12 protein-coding genes are annotated in these 12838 nt (G+C 55.1%); 4 read left to right on the forward strand and 8 right to left on the reverse strand.

What is annotated here, in order from left to right; all coding sequences use genetic code 11:
- Positions 1-32: 32 nt before the first annotated feature.
- The 4 genes from VQ830_RS16205 to VQ830_RS16220 all read right to left on the reverse strand — a co-directional run bounded on the left by VQ830_RS16205 (position 33) and on the right by VQ830_RS16220 (position 4964).
- Positions 33-2171 carry a peptidase domain-containing ABC transporter gene (locus VQ830_RS16205; RefSeq protein WP_337269180.1) on the reverse strand — a complete coding sequence of 713 codons (2139 nt, stop codon included), beginning with the start codon at positions 2169-2171 and terminating at the stop codon, positions 33-35.
- A 7-nt stretch (positions 2172-2178) separates the two neighbouring features.
- A complete protein-coding gene (locus VQ830_RS16210) occupies positions 2179-3264 on the reverse strand; it encodes an HlyD family secretion protein (RefSeq protein ID WP_337269181.1) in 1086 nt (361 codons plus the stop codon).
- 372 nt (positions 3265-3636) lie between these two features.
- The gene (locus tag VQ830_RS16215) at positions 3637-3849 is read right to left on the reverse strand and encodes a hypothetical protein (RefSeq protein ID WP_337269182.1); all 213 of its coding nucleotides are present in this window, start codon (positions 3847-3849) and stop codon (positions 3637-3639) included.
- A gap of 479 nt (positions 3850-4328) precedes the next feature.
- A complete protein-coding gene (locus VQ830_RS16220; RefSeq protein ID WP_337269183.1) occupies positions 4329-4964 on the reverse strand; it encodes a TetR/AcrR family transcriptional regulator in 636 nt (211 codons plus the stop codon).
- Positions 4965-5111: 147 nt separating this feature from the next.
- Here VQ830_RS16220 and VQ830_RS16225 point away from each other — a divergent pair, with 147 nt between their 5' ends.
- On the forward strand, positions 5112-6314 hold the full coding sequence (locus tag VQ830_RS16225) for a multidrug effflux MFS transporter (RefSeq protein ID WP_337269184.1): 1203 nt from the start codon (positions 5112-5114) through the stop codon (positions 6312-6314).
- A gap of 145 nt (positions 6315-6459) precedes the next feature.
- Here the strand turns inward: VQ830_RS16225 and VQ830_RS16230 are convergent, their stop codons facing one another.
- The 4 genes from VQ830_RS16230 to VQ830_RS16245 all read right to left on the reverse strand — a co-directional run bounded on the left by VQ830_RS16230 (position 6460) and on the right by VQ830_RS16245 (position 9478).
- Positions 6460-7251 (reverse strand): amino acid ABC transporter ATP-binding protein, encoded by a 792-nt coding sequence (locus tag VQ830_RS16230; RefSeq protein ID WP_337269185.1) that lies wholly within the window; start codon positions 7249-7251, stop codon positions 6460-6462.
- A complete protein-coding gene (locus VQ830_RS16235) occupies positions 7248-7916 on the reverse strand; it encodes an amino acid ABC transporter permease (protein ID WP_337269186.1) in 669 nt (222 codons plus the stop codon). Before VQ830_RS16235 ends, VQ830_RS16230 begins: the two co-directional genes overlap by 4 nt.
- Entirely contained in the window at positions 7913-8554 is a 642-nt protein-coding gene (locus VQ830_RS16240) for an amino acid ABC transporter permease (protein ID WP_337269187.1), read from the reverse strand. Before VQ830_RS16240 ends, VQ830_RS16235 begins: the two co-directional genes overlap by 4 nt.
- A gap of 96 nt (positions 8555-8650) precedes the next feature.
- Positions 8651-9478: a transporter substrate-binding domain-containing protein gene (locus tag VQ830_RS16245; protein WP_337269188.1), complete on the reverse strand. Its 828-nt coding sequence runs from the start codon at positions 9476-9478 to the stop codon at positions 8651-8653.
- A 228-nt stretch (positions 9479-9706) separates the two neighbouring features.
- On the opposite strand from VQ830_RS16245, the gene hutC reads away from it, so the two are divergent.
- The 3 genes from hutC to VQ830_RS16260 all read left to right on the forward strand — a co-directional run bounded on the left by hutC (position 9707) and on the right by VQ830_RS16260 (position 12837).
- Positions 9707-10450, forward strand: coding sequence for a histidine utilization transcriptional repressor HutC (gene hutC / locus VQ830_RS16250; RefSeq protein WP_337269189.1), 744 nt, complete (start codon positions 9707-9709; stop codon positions 10448-10450).
- Entirely contained in the window at positions 10447-11388 is a 942-nt protein-coding gene (locus tag VQ830_RS16255; RefSeq protein ID WP_337269190.1) for a LysR family transcriptional regulator, read from the forward strand. The genes hutC and VQ830_RS16255 overlap by 4 nt, the downstream gene beginning before the upstream one ends.
- A gap of 108 nt (positions 11389-11496) precedes the next feature.
- The gene (locus tag VQ830_RS16260; RefSeq protein ID WP_337269191.1) at positions 11497-12837 is read left to right on the forward strand and encodes an LLM class flavin-dependent oxidoreductase; all 1341 of its coding nucleotides are present in this window, start codon (positions 11497-11499) and stop codon (positions 12835-12837) included.
- Position 12838 lies beyond the last annotated feature (1 nt).

A 12838-nucleotide genomic window follows, 5' to 3' on the forward strand; every position in this document is an offset into this window, starting at 1 on the left:
GCATCTGGGAAAAAATGCCGATCACGAAGTGATCACATAGTAGCCGACATCGAAACCCCAGCAATCTCGAACACATGGTCCGCAACGGCAATTGAAGACGGACGGTGCGCGACTATCACGCGGGTAATCGAAAGCTGTTTGAGAGCGGCATTGACGCGCGCTTCGTTGTCTTCATCCAGATGGCTTGTTGCTTCATCGAGCAGAAGTAGCTTGGGCTTGCGGTAAAGAGCTCTCGCCAAAATGATCCTCTGCCGCTGCCCGCTCGATAAGGCGCAACCCATATCGCCGACCATCGTCTCGTAGGTCATCGGCATCTGCATGATATCGTCATGAATAGCTGCCAAACGTGCGCAAAACTGCACCAGGTTTCTGTCCATCTCGCTGGCGAACCCGGCAATATTATCGGCAATCGATCCGGTGAAAAGACGGTCCTCCTGCAGGACGAAGCCGATATGATCGCGATAGTTCGCCCTGCCAATCGCGTCAACGGGTTGGCCGGAAAAAATCACCTCTCCGTGCGTTGGTTTGATCAGCCCACCCATGATCTTGAGCAATGTCGACTTTCCTGCGCCAGACGGGCCGATGATGGCGAGACTCGCACCTTGATCGATTGTCATGCTGACATTTTTCAAGATGTCAGGCTGATTTTCGGAATAGCGGAAGCCAATGTTGCGAAGCGAAAGAGAGCCATAGTTCGAAGCGTTCCTGTCGATGATGATGGCGGGCGACGGCAGATCGTCTTCTTCCGGCGTTGTGAGGGCAATGTCGGCGATGCGCTCGCCATGCAGAGAAAGCATGCGAAGCGACACGAATGTGTCGAGGAAATTGTTGATCCTGTCGGCAAACTGATCCTTATAAGATAGGAATGCGATAAACATTCCGACGGAGAGCGAGCCGCTCAGGATGGCGCTGCCTCCAAGATAGATCATGAGGATCCGGTCTGCACCGAACAGGATCTGACCTGCGGCCTGGAAGACGATATTGAATTTTTCTGCCTGAACCTTGGCCCCGACGCGTTCAACGAGATAGTTTATCCAAAGGCTTCGGCGCTGCGCCTCAAGATTGAGGGCCTTGAGACTGGCGGCACCCCGAACCGTTTCCATAAAGTGCGAGTTTTCCCGTGCTTCATGGACAATCACTTCATCAGAAAGAGAGCGGTATCGTGCATAGGTGAAGGAGCGAAGCAAAGCGTAAAGGAGCGTCGAGATCGCAGCGACGAGGATTAAGCTCCCGCCGTACAAGACCATCATGAAGACGAGCGCGATCGACATCAGGCCGTCAACGATCGCGAAGACTGCTTTATTGGTCACCGTCTTCTGGACTTCGTCCAACGAGCCGAAACGGGAAACAACATCGCCAACATGACGCTTTTCAAAGAAATCGAGCGGTAAGCGCATTAGGTGATCGAAGAGGCCGACTTTCCATTGCATGGCAATGGTCGAGCCGACCATCAGGACAATCCTTGACCTGATAAAGCTGGTGAAGACCTTCACCATCAACAGGAGAAACAGGCCAAGGACGATCAGCGTCAAGAGATCGTGGTCTGACGTGACGACGACCTGATCGATGACGAGCTGGAAGGCAATCGGCATTGCAATCGTCACGGCCTCGAGGAGAAGCGAGTGGCCCAGCACGACAAAGGCAGATCGAGAAAGGCCTCTGGTGCGCTTGACCATTTCCCAAATACTGACGGCTTCCTTTTCGGTCTTGCGCTCAAATTGCTCGGTCGGCCAAGCTTCAAGGACGACACCGGTAAAATGCTTGGAAGCCTCGTCCAAGCTGAGGCATCGTCTGCCGAGGCCGGGATCGTGAATGACAATGCCCTTTCGATCGACCTTGGTGAGGACGACAAAGTGGTTGTGATCCCAATGCAGAACGCACGGAAGCCTCAGTGTCTTTAACGCAGGAAGGTCAGCCTTGAGAGCCCGCGTAGCGAGAGACAAGGCAGTGGCAATCAAGGTCAGATGACGCAAACTCGAGCCTTGAAGGGAGGTCGAAAATTTGCGCCGCATCGCGGGCAGGTCTATCGAGTATCCGTGATGTCCGGCGACCATCGCCAGGCATGCCAAGCCGCATTCCGTCGTCTCCGACTGGATAACGATTGGAGTGCGTGAGCGCAACGCGCCGGCAGTCTTCTCGAAGAAAAGGGATAGAACTGGCGGAATGTTCATGGAAACCTCACGGTCGGGAGACGGTGGTTCGAGTGAGGCTATAGAGGGGATCGAGGATCCACTGATAGAGCGGGCGAGTATCGGTCAGAATGCTTGCCTCCAAGCGCATTCCGGGTTGCAGCGGCATAGTTTTTCCATAGGCCTCGACACCGGTGAGATCGGGCTGCACCGTAACGCGGTACAGTTGATCGCGTTGCTCACCATCAGATACTTCAAGCCCGGCAACGCGCAGTTCGTCAGCCGACATTGTGGACCCGGAGATTGCCGCGACGGTTCCAAGATATTGGCCGAAGCGCTGATAGGGGAATGAGTCGTAGCGCAGCAGAACGCGTTGTTGCGGCTTTATGAATCCAATGGCGCTGCTGGGAACCAGCAACTGGGCGGACAATGCATCGCCTTTGGGAATGACGGAAAGAAGAGGCATGCCGCTTGAAACAGACTGCCCTTCATGTGCGATCATTGCAGAGACGACACCATCCCGCGGAGCCGTCACGGTGATCTCCCACTTCGACTGGGCATCCGCGATGCCTTGCTCAACGTCGATAATTTCCTGACGCGTCTGGCTCAAATCGGAAGCTGCAGTCAGATCAAACGAAGCAAGCTGGGACGTCGTATCCTGAAGGCGTGTCTGAAGCTCGGCCTTGTCCCGCCTTAGTTGTTCGAGCTGCGCCTGCTGCGCCATATAACTTTGCAGCCTTGGCTCATAGTCAGAGTCTTTCGCGAAGCCGCGCTTGAGATTTGCTTTCTGCTTCTCCGCCATCTCGTTGAGAAGCTGCAGGTGTTCTGTTGCAAGAGCGATCTGGGAATCAATCTGTTTGCCTTCCGCCTCGATATCATTGCGGACAGCCACTAAAGCAGCCTTCTTTTCCCTGTTAAGCGCGTCCTGTCTTTCAATCTTGTTTTCCAGGACGCTTCGCTTGTCCTTCAGCAGCGCGATCATCCTCTGGCCAGTCGAGCCGTCGGATGTCACATTATCCAGCCGCAGCGCATAGAGTGGTTGGCCTTGGTGCACGGGCTGGCCATCCTTCACCCATTGTTTGCTAATCCATCCGCTATTGGGTGCGAGGAGCCGGGTAATGCCGGCAGACGGCATGATGACGCCTTCAACCCTGACCCTACGGGTGTACTGCCCGAAGGTGAGGAGAAGGACAGCAAGTCCAACGATGATTAAAGATACGAGCGAACTGAGCTCAAGAGGTACGCTCTGAACGGCGATCGGCCGACCAAGCCATGCAAGCGATTGCGCTTCCCGAACTTCCGGTCGGAAAAGGTGTGCCGGTTGGTGCTTCAGGGCATTGCTCCCGCTTTAGGTCTGCCTTGTGGTAATGGATGCTGTGCGTCGTCTACTGGCTTTGGAAAAGGCGAAAATAGTTGACGAGCGCTGACTTCCGCTGTGAACCGATGGCTTGCATGACTTGACGCAGGGTGACGCTGCGTTTTCCAAGTCATGCAACCCTGTCAGGCCTTAGTTCTTAGGCCAGCAGGTCTCATAGTAAACGTAGCCACCATTGTGAGTGATCGTCGTCATCGATCCACCACCTGCAATGCCACCGTGAAAGAACGTGTAGCCGAGTACAGTGAATTCGATGGCTCCGCCGCTGACCTGTTCCATTTCGTGAAGATCCAGCTCACGCACGGCTGATTGAGTGGTGTCATCCAGTCTGACAGAAGTGTTCATATCAGTCTCCTTCTTCGAAACATCTGCTTTCAAATCAGGTCATCTCAGGAAAGGTGATGATCTCTGATTGCAGTGTCCAAAAATAAGAAAAGCAGGAGATTCACAATAGTACGCGTGTACTAGCGGCGCTTGTCTCAGAATTGATGCAACTATAGATCTATACGCTTGGCGTGCTTCTGGCTGCAGACGGGCCAAAGGGAGATGCTTGGCTTCGGAGCTATCTGGTCGCAAGCGTTTCCGCATCAGCCATGCCGCAAGTGTCGGCGGCTTCGCCGGTCACTAGATTTCATGCTGCCGGAGGGTCTGCTCGACCTCTGCTCCGCATCCTCAAGCAGCATCCAAAAGAAATTCGGATCTTGCCGCTTGGGTCCGTCAAGGGTTAACTGAGCGAGCCCATGCGCCCTGCGAACGGCAACGGCTTGAAAAGTTTGCCTGGGATGCCATCTCGGCTTTGGCGGCCATATAGGCACTGCCTCTCTTCAGCGCCGAGCAAAGGCGCGCAAAAATGTCTTTGCAGCCCGTTCCGCCATACGGGTGCATTCTTCTTCGCTCGGGAAGCGGCCAAGTTGAAATTCGGCACGCCACTCGGCGGTCAAAAGCGCCATGTATTGGCGTGCGGCGAGAACCGGATCGTCAAATTCAAGATAGCCACCTGACGCCAGTTCCGACATACGCGCCGCCATCAGCGAACGTTTACGGCCCGAGCCATATTCGCGCCATATCGTGAACAATTCTGGATAGCGCCCACTTTCGTTCTCCGCCAGGCGCAGCAACCATCGGCTCGTCTTATCTTGGGTCAGCTGGTTCAGGAATCGGGCAGAGAATTCCGTCAGCTCGGCATTGAGGTCATGCGGTTTGGTCGGAAATGTTTGCAGTAGACTATCGAAACGGGCCGCGCTCTTCTCAGTGAGCGCAGAAACGACTTCCTTAAAGAGCCCATCTTTATCGCCGACGTGGTTGTAGATGGTCTGCCGCGAGACCGAGGCCTTTGTTGCCACAGCGTCAATACTGGCACCGGCATAACCATCCTGACAGAAAATGGTCGCTGCCGCCTCTATGATGCGGTCACGCTTGGATTTGGCTAGCGCCGGTGTTTCAACTGCTTCTGTGCTCATGGCGCCAAGATAATCCTTGCATCGAAAATTTTCAAATTGGACAGTCTTGTCCAATTGGACATTAGTGTCTAAAATGCAGTTAACAATGGTGGCCGCGAATGCTTATTGCGGCTGCAGCCATCCTCCAAAAAATCCGGAGAGATTTCCATGAAGTCCTCAACGCTCTACTATGCTCTCATTCTTGGCTTTCTATCCGCTGTTGGCGTTTCGGCGCTGGATATTTACCTGCCGTCTCTGCCTTCGATTGCGGAGGAATTTCATACTGATGGCAGCACGCTGCAGTTAAGCCTGACGTCCTACTTTATCGCCATGGCGATTGCTCAGATTGTCTATGGGTCGCTATCCGACATGTTCGGTCGGCGTCCACCCCTCATTGCAGGCATGACCATTTACATGATTGGCGCGATCGGCTGTGCGCTTGCGCCGAGCGTCCATGCGCTGATTGCCTTCCGGTTTATTCAGGGCTTAGGGGCCGGAGCCGGGGCCGTCATCGCCCGCGCCATTGTTCGCGATTTACATACCGGTCCGGCGGCTGCCCGATTGATGTCGCTCCTCATGTTGGTTTTCAGTATCTCGCCATTGCTTGCCCCGCTGGCAGGCAGCTTGATCGTTTCCATGGCGACTTGGCGCGACATCTTCTGGGTTCTGACCGTTTTTGGGCTGCTCGGCATGTTTCTTGTCACCTTTGTTCTCAACGAGACGCGCACCCGTGAGAAGAGGCTCGAAAGCAGTCTATCTGGAGCGTTGGGCAATTACGGACGACTGTTGGTCGATCCCTATTTTCTGGGCATCGTCGGCATAGCCGCCTTTGGAATGTCCAGTTACATGGTTTACGTCTCGAATTCGTCCTTTGTGATTATCCAGCATTTCGGCCTTTCGCCGTCTGCCTACGGAATGATGTTCGCTCTCAACGCGATCCCGTTCTTTGTCTTTTCGCAGATGAATGCGCGGCTCGCCAAGCGCTACGGCTTGCGCCGCGTCGTGCGCACAGCCGCGTTGCTCTACTCGTCCATGATGGTTTTGCTTCTAGCGACGCGTCTTGCGGGTATCGACAATTTTGCGGTCATGACCGTCCTTCTGCTCGCAGGCTACGGCTTCCTCGGCCTCGTGGTTCCGTCTGCGGCGGTACTGGCTCTGGAAGCGCATGGTCGTATAGCGGGTACCGCCTCTGCCTTGATGGGAACGCTGCAATTTGTGGCCGCCTCGCTGGTGACGGCGCTGGTCTCGCTATTCTTTGACGGCACGTCCTTGCCTATGATTGCCGGCATCGGCCTTTGCTCAATGATGGTCGTGCTGTTCAGCATGTTAACGCTGCGACCTGTGGCCGGTGCGGTCGTGGCAGCGGAGTAAACGTCTCGTCGGCTGAAGAACGAAAGAGGAAAGGGCAGCGCGGCGCTGCCCTTTTTTCATTAGAGTCTGTCGCCAACTCCTTCTTGGAAGAGCGCATCGTTGCCTAAGAGCGCTCGGATATCCATTCGACCGACGAAGTCGCGCGCTACAGCAACATTGAGGCTCCTCGGTCGAGATAGGTATCGAGGAATTGCTCCAAACGCGGATTTCTCGGCTTCTTGAAAACCTCCTGCGGCGGCCCGCTGAAGAGAACTTTGCCATGATCGAGGAAGATGATCTGCTGGCCGACGGTCGCGGCAAATCCGATTTCGTGCGATACGACCACCATAGTCATTCCTTCGGCAGCCAGATCACGCATCACGTTCAAGACCTCTCCGGTCAGCTCCGGATCGAGCGATGATGTCGGTTCATCAAAGAGCATGATCTTCGGCTTCAGTGCCAAGGCGCGAGCGATCGCAACGCGTTGCTGCTGTCCGCCGGACAGCTGGGAGGGATAATGCCCGGCTCTGGCCTCAAGTCCAACCTTGACGAGTTGTGCCATAGCCGCATCTTCGGCGTCCTTGCGGCTCATCTTGTGAACCGTTTTCAATGCCTCGCTGACATTACCGAGCGCTGTCATATGGGGCCAAAGATTGAACTGCTGGAACACCATCCCGATCTGGGCGCGGATGGAGCGATTGGTTGCGGCCGAGATGCGTTCTCGCCGCCCCTGCGTATCCTCCGTGAAGCCAAGCACTTCGCCGTTGATGGAGATTGTTCCGCGCGTTGCCTCTTCCAGGAAAGCCATGCATCGCAAGAGCGTGCTCTTGCCGGAGCCGGACGGACCGATAAGGCAGGAGACCTGTCCCGGTTCGATGACAAGGTCGATACCGTGAAGCACTGTTGTCTCGCCAAACGTCTTCACGAGATTTCTGACTGCGATAGCGGGTACGCTCATGCGTTAAAAAACCTGAATCTGGAAAGTTTCGTTTCGGCGAGGTTGCCAATCCAACCCGTCAGTTCGACCAGCACCCAGTAGAAGATCGCAAGCGCCGACAGTGCCTCGACAAAGGCGTATTGCTGGGATCCGATCGCACTGAGCGTCGCCGTCAATTCCGGCACGGTGATGATGGAAAGCACCGCTGTTTCTTTCATCAAGATAACGACCATGTTCACGCAAGGGGGCAGCACCAGCATCGTCATTTCAGGCAACAAAATGCGCCTGATGATCTGCAAACGATTCAAACCCACGCATTCGCCAGCCTCGATATGGCCCTTTGGTACGGCGCGAAACCCAGAACGGAAGATTTCGCTGAAGTAAGCCGCACCATAGATTGAAATGCCAATGAGTCCCGCCGGAATCGGATCAAGCTCAAGGCCAACGAATGGGCCACCATAATAGACGAGGAAGATCTGAATGAGGAATGGCGTGCCGCGTAGAACGGCAACGGCGACACCCAGAACCTTGTCGATGATAACACCGCCATATTGTCGAGCGACCGCAACCAGGAAACCGATGATGGCCGCAGCAATGGTCCCTATGATCCAGATCATGATCGTGACACCGGCGCCGCTGAGGATTTCGGGCCATTGGCCGATCAGGACATTGATGTCAAAGGTCATCGCGCCACTCCGGGCAATCTGCTTTCGATCAGCCCGCCGGCAAGCGCGACCACCCAGTTGATCACAAAATAGATAAGGCCGGCCGACGCAAAGATCTGCAACGGCAGGAAGGTGCTGCCAGCTAAATCCTGAGCCATACGAGTGAGCTCAACGATCCCGACCACAGAGACCAATGAGGACGCCTTCAAAATAAGGATTGCCTCGTTGACGAGCGCCGGAAAGGTGAGGCGCAGGGCAATTGGAACCTTGATGCGGCGAAAGATCTGACGCGGTGTCAAGCCGACCATCTCTGCCGACTCCACAAGACCCACCGGAACGCTGGCAAAACCGCCCCGCAAATTCTCTGCCTGATAAGCGGCGGTGCACAGTGAGAGCCCAATAATTGCGGCAACGATGCTTGGCACGTTGATGCCGATGGCCGGAAGCAAGTTGTAGATCAGGAGCAATTGCACCAAGAGCGGCACACCGCGGAAAAAGCTGACGAAAAACTGGGCAGGCAGCACAAAAAGCTTACTCTGCGTCAGGAGCATTCCTGAAATCAGAATGGCGATTGCAAAGCCGATGAAGATCGACACAAAGCTTATCGTCACCGTGTAGATGGACGCTTGCAAAAGCAATCCAAAGAGCTCGATGGACATTGTTGAGGTTTGCCCGCGTGATGATCAAAAGAGCGGAAATTCGGTTGACCGGCTGTGCCCGCCAGAACGGGGGCACAGCCGGTCAACGAGCACAAATTAGAATGCAGGATCCTTGACCGAGTCCGGCGTGTCGAAGGTTGCGCCAAACCACTTCTTCTGCAGCGTCGCCATGCGGCCGTCGGCCTTGATCTTCAACATGGCAGCATCGATGGCGTCCATCAGTGGGGCATGATCAGCATCCTTCAGGCCGATGAAGCCGAAATAAGACTTCTTGCCGAATGGAGGAAGAACGACTTCGAACGTTCCCTTACGCTGTGTGGCGACGAACGCGATATTGGGCAGTGAATTGGCAACACCCGCGATGCGGCCCGCCGCAAGATCAGCGTAAGATTCAGTGAAGGCGGGATATTCGCGAATATCGACCTTCTTTGGCAGAGTTTCAGAGAATTCCTTTAGCTGATCGAGCTGTGCTGTGGCCTTGCCGACGCCGATCTTCTTGCCGGCAATATCTTCCGGTTTGTTGATTGTCGTATCACCGGCCTTTTTCAGGATTGCGATGGTTGCTTCTGCCAAGGGGGGTGTAAAGCGGTAGCGCTCCATGCGCTTCTTCGTGATCGTTGCTGGACCGGCGACGACATCGAACTTGCCGGCTTCAAGCGCCGGGAAAACGCCGTCCCAGGGAAGTGTGACCCATTCGATCTTTACGCCCAGTTCCTTGCCGATTTCGTCGAAAAGGTCGACGTTGAGGCCGACATGCTTGCCCGCATCAATGAAATCAAAGGGCGCAAAGGCCGTTTCAGTGCCCACCTTCAACGTGCCGGCAGCTTTCACGGCGGCAAGCGTATCGGCTGCATGGGCGGTTATCGTCGTACCGAATAACAGTGCGGCACCGACCAGCCCTTTCAAAAACGAATTTCTTCTCATGTCTTGCTCTCCAGTTTTACGCCCTTCCGATGGAAGGTCCAGGTTCCCAGGCATTGGCCCTTGGGGCCGCTTTTATTGGTGTTTTTGTCTATACAAATAGATACAGCCTAGCCTACACTGTCAAATAGAAAACAGAACGAACGCAAGAAATATGCCGCATGATGCTGCTGAGATTGGCGAGTGCGCTTTCCATTGAATGCTGAACTCAGTGTCGGAGCAAGGCGAACGTTGGTCCCCATTCATCAGAAAATTCTGAAGGATATCGAAAGCAGGATCGTCAGCGGCCTATGGCCGCCAGGCTACCGTATTCCTGTCGAGCATCAGCTTCTGAAAGAATATGAATGCTCGCGCATGACCGTGAACAAGGCACTGTCTATGTTGGTCGAGCGAGGCATGATCGTCCGGCGCCGCAGGCTCGGCTCCTTTGTCACCGAACGGCAGATCGACCGCACCGTCATGGATATCAAGGACATTTCGACCGAAGCGGAGCTGGCGGGGCACCATCACAGCCACACGATCCTGCTTCGGAAAATCGAGAGGCTGGATACGGCCACTGCGATGCGGCTTGGTGAAACCAACGGGCAGGAAATCCTTCGGCTTCACTGCCTTCATGCGGTGGACGGCAAGGCGAATGCGCTGGAGCGCCGTATCATCATGCTCGATCTTGTGCCATCAGCGAGATACGAGAGTTTTGCGACGGTTCCTCCCGGCAAATGGTTGCTGGACTGCGTGCCTTGGTCGAAGGCACGGCACGTCGTTCGGGCCGTTTCGGCCGATTCGGCGACGGCGCGCCTGCTCGATACAGAGCGCGGCAAGCCCTGTCTTACCCTTATCCGGCAAACATGGAACGACACTAAAACAGTCACCTTCGTCGAGTTTATCCATCCTGGTGATCGGTTTCAGTTCGCTGGAGACTTTTATCCTCACGACGCAACTGTCGCCGATCCGCCGCGTCAGGGAGATATTTCTTGAACGATAAACGGATCAGCAGGGCGGTTCCTCTTAGGGGTTTGCAAGCTTTCGAAAGTGTCGGCCGTTGCGGAAGTGTCAGTGCTGCGGCGCTTGAGCTCAAGGTTTCGCCCGGGGCAATCAGCCAGCAGATCCGCAAGATCGAAAGTTTCCTGGGTGTCACCTTGCTGGAGCGCAATGGCAGGACAGTTGAGCTCACGCAATGGGGGCGGCTTTATTATCAGGAGGTCTCCAAAGGGTTCGAACAGTTCGCACTGGCTGAACAGATTCTGGAGCGCGCACGTAACGAAAACGGCCTTGTGCTCAGCGCGCTGTCTTCCGTCGTCAACAAATGGATTGGGCGCAGGATCTTTGACTGGCAGGCGCTTCATCCCAATGCACACGTGCGGATCGTCGGACGCGACAAGGAACCTCGCATGGGTTTCGACGACATTGACTTTCGTATCAGCTACGGATCGGACGTCCTGCAGCATGAGCATTATACGGAGCTGTTTCGAGATTGGGTTGTTCCCGCCTGCTCGCCTGCTTTGATCAAGGGCGAGACTCCCTCTGCTGCAGAACTTCTCGAATATCCGCTTTTGCATGTCGAATGGGAACGACATTTCACGCCCTACCCAAGCTGGTCCGATTTCGCTGAGAAGGCTGGCACGATACTCAGGGACACTGCAGCTGGACTGTCGTTCACCTTGTCGAGCAGCGCCATTGACGCAGCCGTGAACAAGCGCGGCGTCGTCCTCGCCCAGATGTCGATGATTGCCGACGAACTCGAGGCGCAAACCCTCGTCATCCCGGTCGACATACGCATTCCCCTCCCTGAAAGCTATTTTCTCGCATGGGATCGCGCTGCCCTGCAAAAGCCGAATGGGCGTCAATTTCGGGATTGGCTCGTCGCCATTTCGCGCCAGCAAGGTCTTATATCGGCGCCGAGCAACAAAGTTTAGAAAAACTAAAACGGAACTCAATGATAGGGCATTGATGAATTTTTACGCTTGGCGATAATTTGTTCATTCGCCTTGAGAGGGCGGCATGTACAAGCAACGGAGAGGCCGATGAAAAGAACTGACAAGATGAAGCTTGGAACGTTCGTCTATACCTTTGGCTTTCATCCCGCCTCGTGGCTGCATCCGGCAAGCGACGTCAACGGCGCCAATGATTTTTCACATCTTCTCAATGTTGCCAAACGGTCCGAGGCCGCAAAGTTTGATTTCATGTTCATGGCTGATTCTCCGGCAGCCGCCGTTGGGGATCCAAATGCGCTCGCTCGCATTCCAACAAAGATGAACCGCTTCGAACCGCTTTCCCTTCTCTCGGCATTGGCAGTGACGACTAATGATCTTGGACTCGTGGCAACGGTTTCCACAAGTTACTACGAGCCTTACAATGTGGCGCGCCTCTTTTCCTCGATCGATCATCTGAGCAATGGCCGTGCCTGCTGGAACGTCGTGACATCCGACCACGATGAAACAGGCTACAACTTCAACCGCGAGGGGCTCGACCCGCACGCGCTGCGTTACGAGCGGGGCAACGAATTCGTCGATGTCGTCTTTGGCCTTTGGGACAGCTTCGAGGAAGGCGCTCTTCTTCTCGATCGCGAATCCGGCATCTACTACGACAAGGACAAGCACCATACGCTTAATCACAAGGGCAAACATTTTCAGGTTCGTGGGCCGCTCAATATCGCCCGGTCCCCTCAAGGCCGACCCGTGATCGCACAGGCGGGCGGATCCGAGCCGGGAATGGATATGGCGGCGCGCACCGCCGAGATCGTCTTCAGCCTTGCCTCTAACATTGACCGAAATCGGTCATTCTACGAGAATGTCAAAGGCCGAATGGCCGCCTATGGCCGCGATCGGGATGATCTGAAGATCATGCCCGGCATTGTCGTGAATGTCGGTGAAACGGAGGCCGAGGCGAAGGCCAAGGTTGACTATCTCATTGACAAAATGCATCCGGACGTCGGTCGCTTGATGCTCTCTGAATTCCTGGAAGCTGATCTGCGTGATGTGGCACTCGATGCGCCGTTCCCGATGGAGCGACTGCCGGCGGCGCCAAAAGGATCAAGCGCTCTGTTCGACGAACTGGTCGATTTCGTCAAAAGCGGTCACACTGTTGGCGAGCTGATCCGCCATTATGCCGAAAAGCATACTGGCAACGGCATAACAGGCACGCCGACGCAAATTGCCGATTACATGGAAGAGTGGTTCGAGACACGTGCTGCCGACGGCTTTATCCTGATGTTTCCCACCTTGCCGGCCAGTCTCGATGATTTCGTGCGGTTGGTCGTGCCGGAACTTCGCCGCCGGGGACTGTTCCGCACGGAATATGAAGGCAAGACATTGCGTGAGAACCTTGGCATTTCCATGCCGGCAAACCGTTTTGCCAAACGCTGAG

Source organism: Oryzifoliimicrobium ureilyticum, from assembly GCF_037199735.1.
Lineage (GTDB): Bacteria > Pseudomonadota > Alphaproteobacteria > Rhizobiales > Rhizobiaceae > Rhizobium > Rhizobium ureilyticus.